16 protein-coding genes are annotated in these 21,541 nt (G+C 58.9%); 10 read left to right on the forward strand and 6 right to left on the reverse strand.

Features of this window, described 5'->3' with window-relative positions; translation table 11 throughout:
- Positions 1-236 precede the first annotated feature (236 nt).
- From Q0J81_RS01540 to nrdG, 4 genes are all read left to right on the forward strand, one after another.
- Entirely contained in the window at positions 237-1,943 is a 1,707-nt protein-coding gene (locus Q0J81_RS01540; RefSeq protein ID WP_294445648.1) for a putative sulfate exporter family transporter, read from the forward strand.
- A gap of 57 nt (positions 1,944-2,000) precedes the next feature.
- A complete protein-coding gene (locus Q0J81_RS01545) occupies positions 2,001-2,267 on the forward strand; it encodes a hypothetical protein (RefSeq protein WP_294445649.1) in 267 nt (88 codons plus the stop codon).
- Positions 2,268-2,437: 170 nt separating this feature from the next.
- Positions 2,438-3,322: a hypothetical protein gene (locus Q0J81_RS01550; RefSeq protein WP_294445650.1), complete on the forward strand. Its 885-nt coding sequence runs from the start codon at positions 2,438-2,440 to the stop codon at positions 3,320-3,322.
- A 1-nt stretch (position 3,323) separates the two neighbouring features.
- Positions 3,324-3,854 carry an anaerobic ribonucleoside-triphosphate reductase activating protein gene (nrdG, locus tag Q0J81_RS01555; RefSeq protein ID WP_294445651.1) on the forward strand — a complete coding sequence of 177 codons (531 nt, stop codon included), beginning with the start codon at positions 3,324-3,326 and terminating at the stop codon, positions 3,852-3,854.
- 526 nt (positions 3,855-4,380) lie between these two features.
- Here nrdG and nrdD read toward each other — a convergent pair.
- The gene (gene nrdD / locus Q0J81_RS01560; RefSeq protein WP_294445652.1) at positions 4,381-4,566 is read right to left on the reverse strand and encodes an anaerobic ribonucleoside-triphosphate reductase; all 186 of its coding nucleotides are present in this window, start codon (positions 4,564-4,566) and stop codon (positions 4,381-4,383) included.
- Positions 4,567-4,577: 11 nt separating this feature from the next.
- Positions 4,578-6,866 (reverse strand): anaerobic ribonucleoside triphosphate reductase, encoded by a 2,289-nt coding sequence (locus tag Q0J81_RS01565; RefSeq protein WP_294445653.1) that lies wholly within the window; start codon positions 6,864-6,866, stop codon positions 4,578-4,580.
- 490 nt (positions 6,867-7,356) lie between these two features.
- On the opposite strand from Q0J81_RS01565, the gene Q0J81_RS01570 reads away from it, so the two are divergent.
- From Q0J81_RS01570 to infB, 4 genes are read left to right on the forward strand one after another with little or no spacing between them, the layout of a single operon-like run.
- A complete protein-coding gene (locus tag Q0J81_RS01570) occupies positions 7,357-7,986 on the forward strand; it encodes a ribosome maturation factor (protein WP_294445654.1) in 630 nt (209 codons plus the stop codon).
- The gene (nusA, locus tag Q0J81_RS01575) at positions 7,983-9,257 is read left to right on the forward strand and encodes a transcription termination factor NusA (RefSeq protein WP_294445655.1); all 1,275 of its coding nucleotides are present in this window, start codon (positions 7,983-7,985) and stop codon (positions 9,255-9,257) included. The genes Q0J81_RS01570 and nusA overlap by 4 nt, the downstream gene beginning before the upstream one ends.
- Before the next feature lie 30 nt (positions 9,258-9,287).
- Positions 9,288-9,503: a DUF448 domain-containing protein gene (locus tag Q0J81_RS01580; protein WP_366937499.1), complete on the forward strand. Its 216-nt coding sequence runs from the start codon at positions 9,288-9,290 to the stop codon at positions 9,501-9,503.
- Positions 9,496-12,633: a translation initiation factor IF-2 gene (infB, locus tag Q0J81_RS01585; RefSeq protein ID WP_294445657.1), complete on the forward strand. Its 3,138-nt coding sequence runs from the start codon at positions 9,496-9,498 to the stop codon at positions 12,631-12,633. The genes Q0J81_RS01580 and infB overlap by 8 nt, the downstream gene beginning before the upstream one ends.
- 531 nt (positions 12,634-13,164) lie before the next feature.
- Here the strand turns inward: infB and mdoH are convergent.
- Positions 13,165-15,630 (reverse strand): glucans biosynthesis glucosyltransferase MdoH, encoded by a 2,466-nt coding sequence (gene mdoH, locus Q0J81_RS01590; protein ID WP_294445658.1) that lies wholly within the window; start codon positions 15,628-15,630, stop codon positions 13,165-13,167.
- A gap of 107 nt (positions 15,631-15,737) precedes the next feature.
- Complete coding sequence (locus Q0J81_RS01595) at positions 15,738-17,348, reverse strand: glucan biosynthesis protein (RefSeq protein ID WP_294445659.1); 1,611 nt, start codon at positions 17,346-17,348, stop codon at positions 15,738-15,740.
- A 290-nt stretch (positions 17,349-17,638) separates the two neighbouring features.
- On the opposite strand from Q0J81_RS01595, the gene Q0J81_RS01600 reads away from it, so the two are divergent.
- Together Q0J81_RS01600 and Q0J81_RS01605 are read left to right on the forward strand one after the other, a co-directional pair.
- On the forward strand, positions 17,639-18,610 hold the full coding sequence (locus tag Q0J81_RS01600) for an oligopeptide/dipeptide ABC transporter ATP-binding protein (protein WP_294445660.1): 972 nt from the start codon (positions 17,639-17,641) through the stop codon (positions 18,608-18,610).
- A 7-nt stretch (positions 18,611-18,617) separates the two neighbouring features.
- The gene (locus Q0J81_RS01605) at positions 18,618-19,766 is read left to right on the forward strand and encodes an ATP-grasp domain-containing protein (RefSeq protein ID WP_294445661.1); all 1,149 of its coding nucleotides are present in this window, start codon (positions 18,618-18,620) and stop codon (positions 19,764-19,766) included.
- A 237-nt stretch (positions 19,767-20,003) separates the two neighbouring features.
- On the opposite strand, the gene secF is transcribed toward Q0J81_RS01605, so the two are convergent.
- Both secF and Q0J81_RS01615 read right to left on the reverse strand, forming a co-directional pair.
- The gene (gene secF / locus Q0J81_RS01610) at positions 20,004-21,119 is read right to left on the reverse strand and encodes a protein translocase subunit SecF (protein WP_294445662.1); all 1,116 of its coding nucleotides are present in this window, start codon (positions 21,117-21,119) and stop codon (positions 20,004-20,006) included.
- Between the two features lie 18 nt (positions 21,120-21,137).
- Positions 21,138-21,541, reverse strand: a 404-nt coding sequence (locus Q0J81_RS01615) for an MMPL family transporter (protein ID WP_294445663.1), incomplete at its 5' end; no start/stop codon positions are given.

Below are 21,541 nucleotides of genomic sequence, written 5' to 3' on the forward strand. Positions count from 1 at the left end.
TTCTGCACGAGCAGTTGTTTTTCACCATCTGCACCAGACCGGCGCAATGTTCCGCAAGATGAATCGGCGCCGGTTTTTTTATTGCATGATGGTGGAGTCGGATAAAACAGGGAGTTTTCCCGGCAAAAAGGGAGAGTGGCAGACAAATACTTGTCAATAGAGCATGAGTTTGTTATTGAAGGTACAAATGGGCTTGAGGAGAGTTTGTTTTTAATTTTTTAAGCAGGGGACTTTTTATGGCTAATGAAAACATAGTCGTTGACGATGGCCGCGCAAAATGGTCTGATCTTTGGCTGAAGGAAGACTATTGGGCGATATGGATCGGGTTCTTCATCCTGATCATCTCCGGCCTCATCATGATGAATGGCCGCGCCGACATTGAAGCCCAGCTCAGCAAGTATGACGCCGTCATCGCTGCTGAAAAGGCCAAGCCTATCAAAACCATCGAGCTTATTCAGGCTCAGGCCGGCAAGAAGGCCGTTGCAGGCAACAAGCTGCCTGCCGCCAAGACCATCATCGGTTACCTCAAGACGCCCGCCAAGTGGTCCGGGAATCCCATGGATTCCTTCATGACGCATGCGGATGAATCGGCCAAGCCCGCCGCCGATGCCGCCGCCAAGGCTGCCGCCGACGCTCTGGCCGCCGCCAAGATCGCTCAGGATGCCGCTTCCGCTGCCTCCTATCAGAATGCCGATCTGAACAAGGCCGCCGAAACCGCCATCGCCGACTGGCAGAAGGCCGACAGTGCCGCCGCCAAGGCCAAGGCCAAGATCGGTTCCGACACCAACCTCATTCCCGGCCTCATCATTCTCGGCATCAGCCTCGGCGTGATCACCGCCATTGGCATGGGCGTCATGGGCTTCAACATGGTTCAGTACTTCATCGGCTTCCTCGGTGTGTATGTGCTGTGCCTGTTCGCCAACTTCCTCGGCGGCTACAAGCCTACGGCGACCTACGGCCTCAACGCCGAAATCTGGTCCATCATCGTCGGCATGGTGGTGGCCAACACCATCGGTACGCCCAAGTGGATGAAGCCCGCCGTGCAGGTTGAATACTTCATCAAGGCCGGTCTCGTGCTGCTCGGCGCCGAAGTTCTGTTCAACAAGATTCTTGCCATCGGCATCCCCGGCATCTTCGTGGCCTGGGTGGTCACCCCCATCGTGCTGATCTCCACCTACATCTTCGGTCAGACCGTTCTGAAGATGCCCTCCAGGACCCTGAACATCACCATCTCGGCCGACATGTCCGTGTGCGGTACCTCCGCCGCCATCGCCGTGGCTGCCGCCTGCCGCGCCAAGAAGGAAGAACTGACGCTGTCCGTCGGTCTTTCCATGGTGTTCACCGCCATCATGATGATCGCCATGCCTGCCTTCATCAAGGCTGTGGGCATGCCTGAAGTGCTCGGCGGCGCCTGGATCGGCGGCACCATCGACGCGACGGGCTCCGTGGCCGCCGCCGGTGCCTTCATCGGCCCCAAGGCTCTGCAGGTTGCTGCCACCATCAAGATGATCCAGAACGTCCTCATCGGCGTGAGCGCCTTCTGCGTGGCCATTTACTTCGCCACCAGGGTTGAAGCCCATGAAGAAGGCATGAAGGTCGGTCCCATGGAAATCTGGAACCGCTTCCCCAAGTTCGTCATCGGCTTCCTCACCGCCTCCATCGTGCTGTCCACCATCGCCGGTAACCTCGGCGCGGATCTCGGCAATGCCCTGATCTCCAACGGTACCAACAAGATCACCGTGCCTCTGCGCGGCTGGTTCTTCGCCCTGGCCTTCATCTCCATCGGTCTGGCCACCAACTTCAAGGAACTTGCCGGCTACTTCAAGGGCGGCAAGCCCATCATCCTGTACGTCTGCGGTCAGTCCTTCAACCTGGCTCTGACGCTCTTCATGGCCTGGATCATGTTCTACAAGGTGTTCCCGGAAATCACCGCCAGCATCTAACTGCAACACTGAACGTCGTCCGTACCGCCTTCTGGCGGTGCGGACTGTGGACTTGAAATGACTTCTCTCTCCTCTTCCAGCAGAAAGGTCGCATGGCTGAAGCTCGTTGTGCTCAGCGCTGTCACATGGCTGTTTTTGGGTGAATTCCTCCCGTGGGTATACGACGTGGTTCCTCCCCTTCGTCATTCGCGGGATCAGCAGGCAAAGTTCGACATTTCGGCGGGAGCCATTTATTATACTGACGTGCCTGTTTCTCTGGACAGTGAAATGGCCTCCCGTGAGGCCGTCCAAAAGGCCATTGAGCTTCGGGCTTCTTCCATGTAGTTTTTTGTCAGGAAATATTGTAAAATGCCGCAGGCGTACGCCTACGGCATTTTTTTTAGGGAGACTTCCCTATTGTTCTGCCGGCGGCCTCTGTGCTATTCTTCTACAGGACGCCGTTTTGCGCCGTGTACGGCCGCGTCTGAATCTTCATCAATTCAATGGAACGTCATATGCAGCATATTGAAAGCATGGGGGACAAGTGGTTCGCCCTTGGAGTTGCCCTTAAAGACATCAACGGTGTCATTGCCACCACTTTGGAGCTCGGAGGAACCCGTCCCGCATGGAGCATGAGGGACGATAAGGTGGAGCGCATGCTCATGGCCTGGCCCAGCGACTCCCTTCTGCGCACGTCCGTGCTCATGGCGGGCAAGCCGGAGGGCAAGCTTTCCGTCGGGGCCGTGGCCCCGTTCATGGAAGGCTTTGCCAACACCATGACCATTCAGGACGTCTACCCCTGGAAGGACAATCACGCGGGGGAAATCCTCGCGGCGGGCGAGAATTTTCCTCCGTTCTGGTTCTATGATCCGCTCTTTTTCCGTGATGCGGACGGCGAGGTCAAGGGCAAAAGCTGTCAGATTCTGCTTTCCGGTCTCTGCTTCGGCATTCGCCGTGCCCTGCTCGACGAGCTGACCGTGACGGAAGGACCGGCCTACGAAAAGCACGCACTGGAATGGATGAAGCAGCATCCCGACAAGACGCGTCTCGACGTGCCAGCTCTCAAGATTCCGCTCAAGGGCAGGACGCTCATCGACATTACCGACCGTTGCTGCGAGTATCAGTGCCGCGCCAACATCTTTGAAGTCGACAGCTTCATGTTCGGTCCGGAAAATTCCCAGATGAAGATATACCGTTTCGGCGTGGGCTTCGGTAATTCCGATAATCCCCTCTATGCCATCATCTATGCTCCGGAACGTGTGTGCGTTAAAGGCTACGAGCCCAGGGAAGGCGACGACGTGGACATGGTCTTCTGGCTTCAGGGGCGCGTGGACGACACGGAGGGCACGGTCGCCCAGGAAACGGAAGAGACCGTCATCCCCGAACCGAACAAGGATTAGCATGGAAGCGCTGAAGAATGTCACGCTTCGCGTGGCAGGCATTATCGAAGAGTCCATCGTGGATGGACCGGGACTCCGCTTCGTGCTTTTTCTTCAGGGATGCCGCACGCACTGCAAAGGCTGCCAGAACCCGCAGACGTGGGATTTCGATGGAGGAACGCTGGTTTCGGCCGAAGACATTCTCTCCCGCGTTCAGTGCGATCCCCTGGTTCACGGCATTACTTTCAGCGGAGGCGAGCCTTTTGAACAGGCAACGGCTCTGCTGCCCCTGGCTGAAGAGCTGAAGAGACGCGGTTATCATCTCATGGCATTCAGCGGCTACACCTTTGAACAGCTGCTTCCGAAGCCCGGGTGTCGAGAACTGCTCTCTCTTCTGGATCTTCTGGTGGACGGCCCTTTTATTGAGGCGGAAAAGTCGCTGGAACTGCGTTTCCGCGGCTCTCGCAATCAGCGTATCATCAATCTGTCGGCTTCGAGAGCCGCCGGCTGGAAGCCGGTACTGGATGAGCTGAACAATCAGGTGGAACGGTAGCGCCGTCGTTTGCAGACTTTGTCGGGCCCGTCGTTTCTTCGGAGACGACGGGCTTTTGTGTTCTTGGCCTGAGCGCCTTTTGAGGCCCGAAGTTCGGAGGCGGGGCGGAGTTCTGCGGGGAGCTTCTGGGATTCTCACGTCGTCGGAAAACGCGTCTGCATCTGTTTTGAGACTCGTGGTTCGATTGTCGGTATCATCCGTGGAAAAGGAAGAAAAGAGTTTTCTGCGGCGTCTGAGACGGGTTTATCGTGGCGCTGGGTGCGGAGAACTCTCCTCTTTGCAGAAGTGCGGAATCAAAAGCAGTCTACTTCGTCGCTGCCGGAGGGGGCCTGGCTTTTTCGCCGTCTGAATACTGGCGGGAACTGTGTCACATGCTGATGCGTTTTTTGCTGTGTTCTTGAAGTGTTGCCGTGAGTATTCACGAGAGTTTTATCCCTTGTCGGCGATATGTTCGACTTCAGGAAAGAAAAAAGCGGGGACGGCCCCTTCGGTCCGTCCCCGCTCTGTTTTTTTGTGCAGCGAAAAGTTACTTCCAGCTGTCCATGCTGCAATGTTTCACGCGGTCGCGTTCTTCCGCGGCCTTGGCGTCATTGAAGCGGTCGAGAGTGCCGACGAGGTAGCCGGTAATGCGGCGGATACGCTCGAACTTGACATTGGAACCGACGAGAATCTGATCGGTGGTGGCAGCCACATCGGACTTGCAATGGATCATGAGAACGCTCCTTAAAGTTTGATATTCGCAATTTTGTCAGGGGCTTCGCTTTTTTCGTCGCTGGTGCGGCTGTCACGGATATAGCCCTTGAGCTGTTTCAGAACGGAAAGGGGAATGCCTTCACCGTCGTGCCTCCCGCAACGGGGGCAGACGTCGCCGATAATGCCGGTATATCCGCATACGGGATCGCGATCGACGGGATGGTTGATGGATCCGTAGCCTATGCCCATTTCCTTCATGGCCTTGACGATGTCTTCGAAGGCCTGGAGGTTGTTGAGCGGGTCGCCGTCCACTTCCACATAGCTGATGTGGCCGCCGTTGGTAAAGGCGTGGTACGGAGCTTCAAGACGGATCTTGTTGAAGGCATTGATGGGGAAGTACACCGGAATGTGGAAGGAGTTGGTGTAGTAGTCCCTGTCGGTGATGCCCGGAATGTTGCCGAACAGCTTGCGGTCGTACTTGACGAATCGGCCGGCAAGACCTTCGGCGGGCGTAGCGATGACGGTAAAGTTGAGACCCGTTTCCTCGCCCTTGGCGTCAGAGCGCTCGCGGATGGTGCGCACGATGCGCAGGCCGAGTTCCTGAGCTTCCTCGGATTCGCCGTGATGAACGCCGATGAGCGCCTTGAGGCATTCGGCAAGTCCGATGAAGCCGGTGGTCAGCGTGCCGTGCTTGAGCACTTCGCCCACTTCGTCGTTGGGCGCAAGCTCGTCGGAATCCAGCCAGATGCCCTGACCCATGAGGAAGGGATAGTTGCGGCAGCGCTTGTGGCTCTGAATTTCAAAGCGTTCAAGCAGCTGGCCGAACACGAGGTCGATCTTTTCGTTGAGTTCCTCGAAGAATCCTTCCACGTCGCCGCGATGCTTGAGACCGAGACGGGGCAGGTTGATGGACGTAAACGACAGGTTGCCGCGGCCGAAGGTGGTTTCGCGCTCGGAATCGTAGCGGTTGGCCATGACGCGGGTACGGCAGCCCATGTAGGCGACTTCATGGTTGGGGTCGTCGCCCTTGAGATAGGGGGCGTTGAACGGCGCATCCATGAAGGAGAAGTTCGGGAACAGGCGCTTGGCCGACACGCGGCAGGCCAGCTTGAACATGTCGTAGTTGGGGTCTTCGGGATTGAAGCTGTAGCCTTCGCGCACCTTGAAAATGTGGATGGGGAAAATGGGCGTTTCGCCGTTTCCGAGACCGGCATCTTCGGCAAGGAGCGTGTTCTTGATGACCATGCGGCCTTCGGGAGTGGTGTCCGTGCCGTAGTTGATGGAGCTGAAGGGCACCTGAGCGCCGGCACGGCTGTGCATGGTGTTCAGGTTGTGAATGAGCCCTTCCATGGCCTGATAAGTGTCCTTGTCGGTCTTGGTGATGGCCTTGTCGATGACGTGGGAGACTTCCTTTTCGGAAAGTTTCGTCATGAGCTGTTCTTTCACGAACGCAAGGCCGTCCTTGTCGAGAATGGACCGGAAGGATGCGTATTCCCCGGTAGGAAAGGCATACTTGCGAAGAGCGGTCTTCACGTCTTTGCGGAAGTCTTCCGGAGCATCGCGCATGTCGAGGGCGAGATCGACGTTCTTGATGAAGCTGCGGGCTACGCCCGGGGCGAGGCCGTACTCAAAGTTCGGAATGCTCTGGCCGCCGTGCTGATCGTTCTGGTTGGACTGAATGGCGATGCAGGCAAGGGCGCTCGCGCACTGAATGCTGTTGGGTTCGCGCAAAAAGCCGTGACCGGTGTTGAAGCCGCCGGTAAAGAGCTTCTTGATGTCGATCTGACAGCAGGTCGTCGTGAGGGAAAGAAAGTCCAGATCGTGGATGTGGATGTCGCCTTCTTCGTGAGCGCGGCTGTATTCGGGCGAGAGCAGGTAGTTCTTGTAGAACGCCTTGGCGGCCTCGCTGCCGTAGCGGAGCATGGTGCCCATGGGCGTATCGCCGTCGATGTTGGCGTTTTCGCGCTTGAGATCGAGCTCCTTGGCATCGGTGAAGGAAAGATCCTTCAGGGTGTTCATGAGCCTGGTCTTCATTTCGCGTACGCGGGTGCGCTCGTTGCGATAGAGAATGTAGGCCTTGGCCGTGCGGGCATGGCCGGCTTCGATGAGAACCTTTTCCACCAGATCCTGCACATGTTCCACGTCAGGGGTATCGTCGCCTTCGGCCTCAAGCATATCGAGCACCTGATCGGCAAGGTTGCGGGACATGGCACGGTCGGTACCGCCCTGCGCCTTGGCCGCTCGGAAGATCGCCTCGTCGATTTTGGCTATGTCGAAGGGGACAATTCTAGAGTCGCGTTTCTTGATGAAGCGAATCATAAACTCTGCAACCTCTGATGAACTTGAAAATTCCTGGGGATCCAGGGGTGTGCGCCGTATGCTCGGCTTTGTGGCAACAGCGCGATTATACAGACAAAAAAACTCGGGTTCCATACCGATGGACAGCGTTTTTGATCACTGTCCCAAGCCGTTTGGGTATTCTTTTCCCGACCCGAGAAGAAGAGCCTAGCCTGCCGGAAGGAGTGGGTCAAGCATCGTTCCGAAAAGAACTGAGGCTTATCCGATACTCTTATCATGAGATTCGTCTGAGGGCGCGGCTCCGGGGCGGCCCAAAAAATTTTTTGTGCAGGAAGCGGCCTCGAAGGAGCTCTTGACAACGCCAGGCGTCGCGGGTAAAACGTCTTCACGCAGTGGAAGGTAAGATTCATTTCGGGTCTTGCCTTTCTTACATCCTGATGCACCGCGCAAGGCGGTTCTGGTAGGGTGGCCTGACGACGGCCTCCCTTTTTTATTATATAAGGTATGATACATGGGAAAAGGTCTTTCTCCTGAACAGCTCGTCCGTCGCGTGCGCGAGGCGGCCGAGCCTGTCATCGCGTCGTTCGACCTGATGCTCTGGGGCATCGAGGTCGTGTCCGGCGGGCGCACGGTGGTGCGCGTGTATGTGGATGCTCCGGCCGGAAGCTCGGCCATGGAAAACGGCAGCGGTGAGGACGGTGTGCTGGAAGGCGTGTCCGTGGATCATTGCGCGGAAATTTCGCGCATGGTGGGACTGGCGCTCGACGTGGACGAAGTGTTTTCCGACGCGTGGGTTCTGGAAGTTTCATCCCCCGGCATGGACCGGCTGTTTTTCGAGCCTTCCCAGCTTGCTTCCTATGCGGGGCGCGAGCTGGATGTGATGCTTTCCGATCCCCATCCCGACATCGCCGGAAGGCGCAAGTTCAGGGGGCCGCTCGTGAGCGTTGCGGGCGATTCTTTCGTCATGGAGGTGCTTCTTGCTCCTGCCGAGGGAGAAAAGCCCGCTCCTTCCAATGTTTCCATTCGATGGGACTGGGTGAGAAAGGCGCGCCTTGTCCCTGTTTTTCCTGACACCAGCAAGCCCGGAGCCGGAAAGAACGCGAAAAAGGCGGCCGGCAAAGGCGGAGGTAAGCAAGCATGAGCCTGGAACTGAAGAAAGCCATTGAACAGATCAGCAAGGACAGAGGGCTGGATCGTGATATGCTCATCAGCACGCTTGAAGAAGCCGTGCGCACGTCCGTGACCCGCAAGTACGGCGACGATCTGGACGTGGAAGTGCATTACAGCGACGACACCGGCGACATTGAGGTGTTCCAGTTCAAGTTCGTCGTGGACGAGGTGGAAGACCCTCTCACCCAGATTTCCCTGGAGGACGCCCGTCAGCACGATCCCTCCATTCAGATCGACGACGAAATGGGCTTCCGTCTCAAGGTGGAGGATCTCGGCCGCATCGCCGCCCAGTCCGCCAAGCAGGTGATCATTCAGCGCATGCGCGACGCCGAGCAGGAACTCATCTATGAAGAGTTCAAGGACCGCGTGGGCGAGATCGTGAGCGGCATGGTTCAGCGTCGCGATAAGGGAGGCTGGGTCATCAATCTCGGCCGTACCGAAGCCCTGCTGCCCCGCGAGGAGCAGATTCCCAGAGAACATTACAAGCGCAACGACCGCATTCAGGCGCTCATCATCGACGTGCGTCGTGAAGGCCGCGGTCCGCAGGTCATCATTTCCCGTGCACACCGCGACTACATGGCCGCGCTGTTCCGCCGCGAAGTGCCTGAAGTGGACGACGGCAGCGTGCAGATCATGGGCGTGGCCCGCGATCCCGGTTCCCGCGCCAAGGTTGCCGTGCTCTCTCGTGAGCGCGACATTGACGCCGTGGGCGCCTGCGTGGGCGTGCGCGGTTCCCGCATTCAGAATATCGTGCAGGAGCTGCACGGCGAGCGCATAGACATCGTGGTGTGGAGTCCCGATATTGCCACATATGCCCGCAATGCTCTGGCTCCGGCCATCGTGTCCCGCATCAACGTGGACGAAGCTTCCAATCTTCTGGAAGTCACCGTGCCCGACGATCAGCTCACCAATGCCATCGGCCGCAAGGGTCAGAACGTCAAGCTGGCCGCCAAGCTCCTCGGCTGGAAGATCGATATCTTCACCGAATCCCGCTATCACGAAGCCAACGCCGCCGGTCGCGGACTGGAACAGGTGGCCAGCGTGGCCGAGATTCCCGTGGACAGACTCATGGAAGCCGGTTTCCGTTCGCTTGACGCCCTGCGTGCGGCTTCGGACGAGGAACTTGCCGAAAAGCTTGAACTGGCCTCCGCGCGCATTGCCGATCTGCGCGCTGCCGTGAATTTCCTCAGCCCCGTGGTTGAAGGCGAAGCCGAGGAAAAAACGGAATCCGGCGAGGAATAGAGCATGGAGGATTGGCAGGGACCCGTACGCATGTGTGTCGTATGCAGACGGCGCTTTGCCAAGTCGCAGCTCCTGCGTCATGTGTCTGCCCCAGAAGGCGCCGCCGCCGGGAACGGGCTTGAAGCAGATGAAGCTCAGACAAGGCCGGGCAGAGGCTGGTATGTATGCGACGACCCGGCTTGCCGGGCGCGTTTTGCGGGCATGAAATTCAGGCGCAAATCTCACAAGGGGAGAAAGAATGGATAAGATAAAGATAAAGGATGCCGCGCTCGAACAGGGCATGAAGCCCGAGGAGCTGGTGGCCCGCCTGCGCGAGGCCGGGATAGAAAAGACGGTCAAAGGTTCCATCTCCCCGGAAGAATACGAAAAAGTCAAGGTTAAAAAGTCGGAGGCCTCTGTGGAAGTTGTCCGCAAAGACGTTATTATACGTCGTCGTTCCAAGCCGGCAGCGGCGGAAGCTCCTGCCGCTCCCGTAGTCGAAGAGAAGGCCGCGGCACCTGCCGCCGCGGTGGAAAACGCCGCTCCCGCCGCTCCCGAAACCGGAGCCGCGGAGCCGAAGAGCGCACCTGCCGCGGAAAAGGCCCCCAGAAAGGCCAGAGCTCCCCGTGAGGCCGCTTCCGTGGCGCGCATCGTGCGTCCGGCTCGAGTGGTGACGCCGGAACCCGCTCCCGCGGCTCCGGCTCCTGTTGCCGCCAGAGTGGAGGAAAAGCCGGTTTCTGCCGAGAAGCCTGCGGCTGAAAAGGCCGCCGTGGTCAAGAGTGCCGAAACAAAGCCCGCAGCCGAAGCCCGCGTGGTGGAAAAATCCGCCGCTGTTGAGAAGCCCGCTGCGGAAAAGGAAGTCGACAAGGCTCCCCGTGCCCGCAAGGTGGAGACTCCCGCCGCGCGCATCGTTTCGCCCCGTCCCGCCACGGTGGTGACGCCTGCCGCTCAGGAATCGAAGCCTGAAGCAAAGGTGGTCGCGGTGGCCGAAGCGCCGAAGTCCGAGCGCGCCCGCAGGGCTCCTGCCGCTTCCGCCGAGCCTGAAGGCTCTTCGCAGCCCAGCCTTCTGCCCCCCGTGCAGGAACGTCGTCACGTTTCCGAGGAGAATGAGGGCGAGGATGCCCACAGAAAGGCTCAGCCTGCCGCCGACAGCGCGCCCCGCGTGCGCGTGATTTCCCGCCCCGATCCTACACAGGCCCGCATCATCCGTCCCGCGGCGCCTTCCGAGAGCCGTCCTTCCCGCGATGGAGACTCCCGTCGCGACGGCGGTCGCCGCGACAACCGCAATGCTCGTCCCGATGCCCGCGACGGTCGCGAGAACGACAGCCGCGACAATCGTCGTTCCGGCGGCAACCGTCCTTCCGGCAATCGTCCGGCAGGTCGTTCTTCCGGCGGCGCTTCCTTCACGCCTCCCTTCGGGCAGCAGCCGCCCATGGATAATGAGCAGAGCCGCAAGAAGCGCAACAACAAGAACCGCCGCACTTCCGACTTCCCTCAGGATTCCGACGATTTCAGCCGTCGTCACGGCGGTCCCGACATGGATGATGACGAGGGCATGGTTCGTACCCGCCGTTCGCACAAGCCCAAGAAGCCGCAGCATCAGGCGCCGAGCCAGTCCACGCAGCCCATGAAGGCCGCCAAGCGCAAGATTCGTATCGAGGAATCCATCCGCGTGGCCGATCTCGCCCATCAGATGGGCGTGAAGTCCAGCGAGATCATCAAAGTTCTGTTCGGTCTTGGCGTGATGGCCACCATCAACAATGCCCTCGATATTGACACGGCTACGCTGGTGGCTTCGGAGTTCGGCTACGAAGTGGAAAAGGTGGGCTTCTCCGAAGAAGATTACCTGGTGCCCTCCGTGGCGGATACGCCTGAAATGCTCAAGCCCCGTCCTCCGGTGGTGACCATCATGGGTCACGTCGACCACGGCAAGACTTCGCTTCTTGACGCCATCCGCAAGACCAGCGTGACCAGCGGCGAAGCGGGCGGCATCACGCAGCACATCGGTGCCTATCTCGTCAAGACCAAGCGCGGCGACATCGTGTTCCTCGATACGCCCGGTCATGCGGCCTTTACCGCCATGCGTGCCCGTGGTGCTCAGGTGACCGACCTCGTGGTGCTTGTGGTGGCCGCCGACGACGGCGTCATGGAGCAGACCCGTGAAGCCATCAACCATTCGCGTGCTGCCGGCGTGCCCATTCTGGTGGCCGTGAACAAGATAGACAAGGAAACCGCCAATCCCGACCGCGTGCTTCGCGAACTTTCCGAGCTCGGTCTTCAGCCCGAAGCCTGGGGCGGCGACACCGTGGTGGGCATGGTTTCAGCCAAAACCGGCAAGGGTCTCGACGATCTTCTGGAACTCATTGCCCTGCAGGCCGAAATTCTGGAACTCAAGGCCAACCCCAACAAGCCCGCCCGCGGTCACGTGGTGGAAGCCAAGCTCGACAAGGGCCGCGGCCCTGTGGCCACCGTGCTGGTGCAGGAAGGCACGCTCCATCAGGGCGACGTCTTCGTGTGCGGCGTGTTCTCCGGTCGCGTGCGCGCCCTGTTCAACGATCAGGGGCGCAAGATCAAGGAAGCCGGTCCTTCCATGCCTGTGGAAATTCAGGGCTTTGAAGGCGTGCCGGAAGCCGGTGACGAGTTCGTGTGTCTTGAAGACGAAAAGCTGGCCCGCCGCATCGCCGAATCCCGCGCCACCAAGCTGCGCGAGAAGGAACTGGCCAAGGTGTCCCGCGTGACCCTTGAGAACTTCCTCAAGCAGAGCGCCGACGCGCAGGAAGCGCAGGTGCTCAATGTGGTGCTCAAGGCCGACGTTCAGGGTTCTCTGGAAGCCATTACCGAGTCTCTGCGCAAGCTCAGCACCGACAAGGTCCGCATCGACATCATTCACGGCGGCGCCGGTGCCATTTCGGAATCCGACGTCATGCTGGCTGCTGCTTCCAACGCCATCATCATCGGCTTCAACGTGCGTCCCACGGCCAAGGTCAAGGAAGTGGCCGAGCAGGAGCAGGTGGACATCCGCTTCTACGACATCATCTACAAGCTGGTGGATGAGATCAAGAGTGCCATGGCCGGCCTGCTGGCTCCCGTCTCCAAGGAAGTCTACCTCGGTCAGGCGGAAGTTCGTCAGACCTTCTCCGTGCCCAAGGTCGGCCTCATCGCCGGCTGCATGGTCACCGACGGCAAGATCACCCGCACGGCCAACGTGCGTCTGCTGCGTGACGGTGTGGTGGTCTACACCGGCAAGGTCGCATCCCTCAAGCGTCTCAAGGACGATGCCCGCGAAGTGGTGCGCAACCTTGAGTGCGGCGTGGGGCTCGAAAACTTCCACGACATCAAGATCGGCGACATCATCGAAGCCTTCGAGGTTGTGGAAGAGGCGGCCTCCCTCGACTAGCCCGGTCGCTCCGGAACGTCGTCGCGTTTCCGGGCGTGCTTTCCGCTGTTTTCTTTCAGGATTGTTCTGAGGGAAAAACGCGGGAAGAGAAATGCAGATTATTCAGAGCCGGAAGAATGGAACATGTCCGTTCTTCCGGCTCTGAATTTTTTGAGCGCTTTTGAATTGAGTATGCCCTTCTTGCTTCAGGCTTAAAGAAAAGGGCTGAGTCCGCCGCTCAGCGTCTGAAAATGACGTCTGGGAAAGGGACGGGACGTTCAGAAATGGCGTCTTACATGAGCATGACAATCGAAGAAAGGTGTTTTTACCGGGGGAAAGATCTTCGCAGCATGGCATGCTTCCAAGGCATTGCCTGAGGGAGCGTCTGGCCTGGACATTATCCCGGGAGTTGCTTTAACGCCAAGAGGCCGGAAAGCTTTCGCTTTCCGGCCTCTTCGATTGCAGCCTGCTTTTTTGTCTTTTCTGTGCTGTTTCCGCCTTTCGATTCAGGCGGAAATGGAGACTTGGAACCTGCTTTTCCGGGAGGAGTTGCTAGTTCTGCGCTACGCCCCAGTCGTGGCCCTTTTCGGGGTTGAGCTGCCAGACTTTCTTGTGCAGTTCGTTCAAAAGTCGCGGATCCATGAGCAGCGCCGACTTTTCCTGCTTGGAAAGTCCGAAGGGGCCTTTTTCCAGAGCCTTGGCCAGCAGGGCGCGGCGGGTCTTTTCACGCTCTTCGCCGATGGGGCGTTCCCACTTGCGGCGACGGATGAGCGCGATGTGCAGGGCGTGCACGCGGGGAATGACCACGGCGCGCGTGAAACCGCGGCCGCGCTCGATGGTGAAGGGAGAATACCGCTCGGGGCGTTCAAGTTCCCTGTGCATGTCTGCCTGTTCCGGTTCGGCTTTCAGTTCCGAGGATGTGATGAACAGGCCCATGCGCCTGGCGGCAAGTCCCCAGCTGACGCGGCTTGTGAATACCGACAGAGGAATGGAGAACACAAGGCCGATGGCAATGGGAGAGAACCATACGAAGAAGCCGGGGTTGATGAGCCACATCACGCCGCCCCAAAGAAGACCGATGAGCGTGCCCCACCAGTGGAAGCGTATGGCATCGCTCCAGCTCGTGCCCGTGTCGCTGCGGTTCTGCGTATTCCATGAGACTTTCCAGCCGAGCAGCGTGGTGACCACGAAGAAGCTGTGGAAGAGCATTCGTACCGGAGCAAGCAGGGTGGAGATGAATACTTCGCCGAGTACGCTCATGCACATGCTGAACGCGCCGCCGAAGTTTTTGGCTCCTCCCTTGCGCAGGGTAAGGATGATGGCGAATATCTTGGGCATGAACAGCATGATGCAGGTGCTGCCGAGCAGCAGCAGCGCCCATTTGGGATACCAGGTTGGCCACACGGGGAAGAGCGTGGGACCGTTCGGAAAGTAGGACGGAGGAATGAACGCTTCGGTAACGGCCTGAATGGAGCTGAACACAAGAAAGAACAGCCACAGAAGCGCCGAGGCGTAGGACATGATGCCGTTGATGAACAGCGCGCGGTGCGTGGGGAATATGCCGCCGGAGAAGATGAGGCGGCTGTGCTGCAGGTTGCCCTGACACCAGCGGCGGTCGCGGATGAGTTCGTCGATGAGCGAGGGCGGGCTTTCCTCCCAGGAGCCGTCGAGGTCATAGGCCAGCCATACGCCGTAGCCCGCGCGCCGCATGAGGGCGGATTCCACAAAGTCGTGACTCAGGATGTCGCCGGCCAGAGGCCCGCGTCCGGGCAGGGTGGGAAGCTGACAGTGCTTTATGAACGGGTCTACGCGTATGATGGCGTTGTGTCCCCAGTACTGGGCATCGCCGAGCAGCCAGAAGTGCAGGCCCGTGGCAAACACGGGGCCGTAGAGGTGGTTCGCGAACTGCTGCACGCGGGCCACGAGGCTGTTCATGTTCACGGCGAGCGGCGGCGTCTGAATCATGCCCATTTCCGGGTGCAGATCCATGGACTTCACCATGCGCACCATGGTCTTGCCGCTCATGACGCTGTCGGCGTCAAAGACAATCATGTACTTGTACTGCGCGCCCCAGCGGCGGCAGAAGTCAGCCACGTTGCCGCTCTTTCTTTTTGTGTTGTTGCGCCTGCGGCGGTAGAAGATGTGGTTGAAGACGTTTTCTCTCTGGCAGAACTCGTACCAGGCTTCCTCTTCAGCCACCCAGGCGTCGGGGCTGGTGGAGTCGCTGAGAATGAAGATGTCGAACTTGTCGCTTTCGCCCGTCTGCACCAGAGAATGCCAGGTTGCGGCGATGCCTGCCATGTACTTGCGCGTGTCCTCGTTGTAGACGGGGAAAAGAATGGCGGTTCTCGTGGAGTCGGGAATGTCTATGGCGTCACAGCCTTTCGTGGGGGTGAAACGGTCGACCTTGTTCGACAGTACCCAGCAGCCTGCCACGCACATCCAGAAGCCTATGGAAATCCAGCCGAACAGAATGGCAAAAAGCACGGCTGTCATGATTTTGACGGCTTCTATGCCCTGCTGCGGCAGTATGCTGTACATGAGATATGCGCCGATGATGGCGGGCACGAGAATGAGCGTCATGAGCAGCGTACGTCGGCGACCCGCCACGCGTTCCCATTCGAGCTGCTGGCGCTGCCTGTCGGCGCTGTCCTTCCAGGTGGCGCGCGCGGCCATGCCCGAAGGACGGAAAATGCGGAAAAGGCGGCTCAGCGTTTTTTTGAAGATGCTGAGCCAGGGCGTGCGGTCGAGTTCTTCCGCCAGCATCGAACTGCGGGTCATGCCCGGGGCGGACATGAGGTGGGGAGCCTCGTCGCCGGGGATGAGATCGCGGCCTTTTTCGGAGAGAATGGCATGCAGGCAGGCAAGTGCCTCGTCATAGCTCGGATGTTCGGATTCGCAGCGTTTCAGGCTTTCAAATGCCAGTTCCACGCTTTCCTTCGGAGAGAGGGAAAGCCCGCGCGCATAGAGAAGAATGCGGTCACGGACCCGGAAATCCATGTCCTGATAGGTGTTCATGAGAAGACCTTTGAAAGAGGTTTTTAGGCGGCGGCACAACGGGCATGCTCATGCGCTTCGCTTGTGCCGACGTCGGGGCTCCGGGAATGTTCCCGGAGCCGTTCCCGTTACTGCGGCTGGAGCTGCCAGTCGTAGATCCAGGTTTCAGTCAGAGGATCGGGCAGGTTTTCGCCCTTCTTGAGCAGTGCGCGGAAGCGCAGCATGACGGGGCCCTTGCGGGCGGACATGAGGCTCTGAATCACGCCGTCTTCCTTGGGAAGACGCACGGTGAAGGTGAGTCTCCAGCCTCCCGTGGCGGGGTTGCGCAGAAGCTTCTTGTCGAGCAGCGGAATGGGTTCGGGCGTTTCCACGATGCTGGCAAGACCCGTATCTTCGGGCAGTGTGGCCAGCTCGCCGCCAGCAAAGTCTACATGGAAGGTCATGGTGTCGCCGTTTCTGGAAATGCGGGTGGAGGTCACCTGACCGCGGTCGTGCTGCGGGGTTTCGGGTTTCATCCAGTACAGTTTCCAGCTGTACATCTGCGTGTCGGGGTAGCGGAGCTCGGCTTCCGGCTGGTCGGGATTGTTCTTGTCTCGCGGCTTGTCGGGTGTCCAGAATGCCACGATGTTGTCGTGCATCTCATCTTCCGTGGGGATTTCCACAAGGTTCAGCGTACCGGGGCCCCAGTCGCCTTCGGGCTCCACCCACAGGGAGGGACGACGCTCGTAGGCCGCCTCGATGTCCTGATAGCTCTTGAAATCGAAGTCGCGCTGCAGAAGGCCGAAGCCGCGGGGATTCTGAAGCGGGAAGGTGTTGACGCTGAGGCGCTTGGGGTTGGCAAGAGGGCTCCAGAACCAGTGATTGTCGCCGTTGACGTAGAGCAGACCATCGGAATTGTGCACCTCGGGACGGTAGTCGCCGGGGCGTCCGTTCTTTTCTTCGCCGTAGAAGAACATGCTCGTCAAAGGGGCGAGTCCTATTTTCTGGATGTTCTTGGCATCCTTGCGGGTGAAGAGCGCGCATTTCACGTCCATGACGGTAGGCGAGCCGGGCGTGATGATGAAGCGGTAGGCTCCCGCCATGCTTTCGCTGTCCATGAGCGCATAGATGGTGATATCCCTGGCATCGGGGGCGGGCTTCACTATCCAGAATTCCTTGAAGTAGGGGAATTCCTCGCCCTGTGCCATGGCCGTGTCTATGGCGAGTCCGCGGGAATAGATGCCGTAGTGAGTGTCTGCGGCAAGCGCGCGGAAGTAGGATGCGCCGAGGAAGATGGCCACTTCGTCCTTGTAATCGGCTCTGTTCAGCGGATAATGCAGACGAAATCCGGCAAAGTTCAGCTCCTTTGCCTGTGCGACCTGTTTGGAGAGCTCCTCGCTGCCGTATTGGAACAGCGAAGGATCGAAGGACACGTCTTCTACGCTTTCATCGTTCACGATGTGCATGCGCACGGGCCTGTCGTAGTACAGGCCGGGATGGAAGAACTGCACGGTGAACGGAAGGGATTCCTCGGCCCAGAGCGCTTTTTCCGGCAGGTAGCGGATGGATCTCCATTCGTCATAATTGAGTTTGGAGAGAAATTCCGGCACGGGAGTGATGGGAACGTACTTCGTTCCGGCCAGATCCTGTGCTTTTGCCTGCACGTCGGCAAAGGTGAAGGGCGCTGCGGCTTCTGCGGAAAGGGGAAGCGCGAAAAGGGCCGCGAGCATGCACAAAGAGGTAATCATGCGGTGAACCATACGAAATAACTCCCTGAAGATTGGGGATTTCATTGTCCGTAATTGCGTCGTTGGAGCCTGACAAGCAAAAAGGAGCCGCGGCAGCTCTGACCGCAGTTTGCGGTCGGCCGTCCTGTCCGGCCTGGAGCGTTGAACGCCGTCGCGGTTCCTTGTCTTCCTTTCCTACTTAAAGCCGGAACGGCTCCATGTCCAGAGATTTTATCCCCTTGCGGCACGGGAAAGGCTAAGGTAGGATGGCTGCCCGGGCGGAATTGCTCCCCCGCGCATGAAGAACAAAAACAGGAACAGTCATGGACGCGTTGCTCGAACTCAGGCAGGTAAGCCGTGCATTTACCGTACAGCGAGGTCTTTTCGATCCTCGTCCGGCCAGCGTGAAGGCCGTGAGCGACGTGAGCTTGCATCTGTTTCCCGGTGAAACGCTGGGCCTTGTGGGCGAATCCGGCTGCGGCAAGTCTACGCTTGCACGCATGGCTGTCGGACTTCTTCCTCCTTCTTCCGGCGACGTGCTTCTTTCCGGGCGTCCCGTCGGAGCGTGGTCCGCTCTTGAGCGCGCAAGTCGCATTCAGATGGTCTTTCAGGATCCGTTCTCCTCGCTCGATCCGCGTCAGAGCGTGGGGGCAAGCATCGCCGAGCCGCTTCGTCTGGCGGCAAAGGCCGCAGGCAGACCTCTTTCCCGACAGGAGTGGAGGGAGAAAGTGCAGGACGTGCTCGTGCAGGTTGGGCTCCAGAGCGAGCACATCGACCGGTATCCGCATGAGTTTTCCGGCGGACAGCGGCAGCGCGTGGCCGTGGCCAGGGCCATTGTGGCCGGACCCGGCGTTGTCGTGTGCGACGAGCCCGTTTCGGCGCTGGATGCCTCGGTTCAGGCACAGGTGCTGAATCTTTTGAAGGACATGCAGCAGAACATGGGCCTCGGCTATCTGTTCATTTCCCATGACCTCGGCGTCATAGGCTTCATGAGCGATCGTGTGGCGGTCATGTATCTCGGCCGCCTCGTGGAAGTGGCCCGCTGCGATGAACTTTTCTCCCATGCCGCGCATCCGTACACGGAAGCGCTCATGGCCGCCGCGCCGTCGCGCGATCCTTCGCGCCGCGGGCGTGGTCAGATTCTTTCCGGCGAGATGCCGAGCCCTCTTTCTCCTCCTGCGGGCTGTGCCTTCCATCCGCGCTGTCCTCATGCGAGACCGTTGTGCCGGGAAGAGGAGCCTCCGCTCGTTCAGCTCAACCCTGGGCATGCCGTGCGCTGCCATTTTCCCTTGTGAGGATTGCATGATCATTCTTGACAAACAGTATGTGTCCCGGGAGCTCCGGGAATATCTTTCCCAAAGCCGCGTCCCCGTGCTTCGCAACGAGGCGGCGCTTGCCGCAGCGCCCGAAGGCACCTTCCGTCTCGTTTCCGATGAGGAGGCCGACGCGCTTCTTGCCGGAGGCGACCGCATTTACACTACCTGCGAAAATTCCCTTTCCTGGGTGCTCAGGCATTCCCCCGACAAGGGACTTCAGAAGGGCATTGCCCTCTGCAAGGACAAGGCCGCCTTTCGCCGCATGCTCTCGAAAATATACCCTGATTTCATGTTCCGGGAAGTGGCCGCCGCCGACCTTGAGAGCATCGACTTCAGCACGCTGAAGACCCCTTTCATTCTCAAGCCTTCCGTGGGCTTCTTCAGCGTGGGCGTGTACACCATTTTCAATGAAGAAGACTGGAAGAAGGCACTGGAAGACATACGCCTTCATTCCGGCGACTGGAAGAAGAGCTACGATGAAAGCGTGGTGGCGAACACCCGCTTTATTCTTGAAGAGTACATAGGCGGCGAGGAATACGCCGTAGACTTCTACTATGACGGCGAGGGCCGCGCGGTCATCGTCAATATTTTCCATCACGAGTTCGCCTCGGCCGAAGACGTGAGCGACAGGTTGTACTGCTCCGGAGCTTCCATTATTCGTGAGCATCTTCAGCCGTTCACGGATTTCTTCAACCGCATGAACGAAGAGATGGGCGCGCGCAATCTGCCCATCCATCTGGAACTTCGCGTGGATCGTGGCCGCATCATTCCCATTGAGGCCAATCCTCTGCGCTTTGCCGGATGGTGTCTGACCGATCTGTCTCTGCATGCCTACGGCTTCCGCACCTACGACTATTTCCTGAACGACATCCGTCCCGACTGGGATACGCTTCTGAAAGGAAAGGAAGACAGGATTTATTCGTTCATCGTGCTGAATCCTCCGGCGACTCTCAAGGACAGCGACGTGTTCAACTATGACAGACTCTGCGCATCCTTCCGCAACGTCATGGAGCTTCGTCGCATAGACTATCACACCGGTCCGGTGTTCGGGTTCCTGTTTACTGAGACACTGGCTTCCGACCGTACGGAGCTGGATCATATCCTGCACAGCGATCTTACCGAGTATCTCGACTGAGCTCGGAAACGGTACTGGCATGAGAGGGGCGGCTGCCGAAATGGCGACCGCCCTTTTGCCTTAATTTCGTGATGTGGGAGGGGAACGTGACCGGAAAAAGCTCCGGAACTGTCTTTACTGTGGGGCAGCGCTATTTCAGGAAAGACGAGACAGTAATTCAAGATGTTGAGGCATAAGAAAGACCTCCGAATTCCATAAGCGGAAAACGGAGGTCTTTGGGTGCGCAGGAACAGAAGTCTACACGATGCCGTGTTCGCCGGGGCGTTCGTAGTCATCCTTCTGCTTGGTCTTTGCGTGGTAGAGATTCACGTCGCCGAAGGCGATGAGAATGGGAGAGGCCACGAAGATGGAGGAGAAGGTACCGAACACGATGCCGAGGGTGATGGTGAGGGCGAAGTTGTGGATGACGTTGCCGCCGAGCAGGTACAGGGACAGACTGGCTACCAGGGTGGTGGCCGAGGTCATGATGGTGCGCGACAGCGTCTGGTTCACGGACTTGTTGATGATTTCGCCCATGGAGGGCTTTTTCTGGCTGTCCGAAGGCACGGCACGGAGGTTTTCACGGATGCGGTCATAGACGACGATGGTGTCGTTGATGGAGTAGCCCACGAGGGTGAGCAGGGCCGCGATGACGTTGAGGTCTATTTCCACGCCGAGCAGCGTGAGCAGGCCCAGCGTGACGATGACGTCGTGTATGAGGGCCAGAATGGCACCCAGAGCAAAGTTGAGCTTCAGCTTCCAACAGCAGATGAGCGTGATGATCATGCCGATGGCCACGCCCCACAGTCTGTTGAAGCCGAGATATGCGGCACCGTACACGGCCCCACAGAGCACGAGGGCCATGGCTCCGGCTATGAACCAGCTGTATTCGAAACGACCGGAGATGTAGACGGTGATGAGCAGCACGGCGTAGAACAGGGCTTCAATGGCCATGTTGCGCAGATCGTTGCCCACCTTGGGACCCACGGATTCCAGACGCTGGATGGTCGAGGCGTTGTCGGGAATGCTGGACTTGAGCGCGGAAGAAACCTGTTCGCGCAGATCCTGATTTTCCCCTGAGGGCATGGAGAAACGCAGCAGATAGTCGCGGTTTTCGGTGTCCACCTGCTGCACGGTGAGGCCGGGCAGGTCGACGTTCTGCAGCGCGGTCTTCACCTGTTCGTCGGGAATGGGCTGGGCGAACTCAATCTGCACCATGACGCCGCCGGCAAAGTCCACGCCGTAGCGCAGGCCGCCGTTCATGATAATGGCGATCAGGCCGAGGATGATGAAGAAGCCGGAAATGCTGTAGGCTATGCGGCGGAAGCCGACAAAGTCGATGTTGGTCTGACGGGAAAGAAGTGCGAATGCCATGGAAAGGACCTCTTTGGCCTAGATGCTGATTTTCTGGCTGCCGGAACGGGAAACCCACGTTTCAAAGACGGCCCGTGAGACGAAGACGGCCGTGAACATGGAAGCCAGAATACCCAGCGACAGCGTGACGGCGAAACCGCGGACGGGACCTGTGCCGAACTGGTACAGAATGGCCGCCGTGATGAGCGTTGTCAGGTTCGAGTCGATGATGGAAATGCTGGCCCGGCTGAAGCCGGCCTTCACTGCTTCCATGGCGGACATGCCGTTTTTGAGTTCTTCCCTGATGCGCTCGAAAATGAGCACGTTGGCGTCCACGGACATGCCGATGGTGAGCACGATGCCCGCAATGCCGGGCAGGGTGAGCGTAGCGCCGAAGAGCGTCATGCCGGCAAGAAGAATGGTGATGGTGAAGCAGAGCATGA

Source organism: uncultured Mailhella sp., assembly GCF_944324575.1.
Classification (GTDB): Bacteria; Desulfobacterota; Desulfovibrionia; order Desulfovibrionales; family Desulfovibrionaceae; genus Mailhella.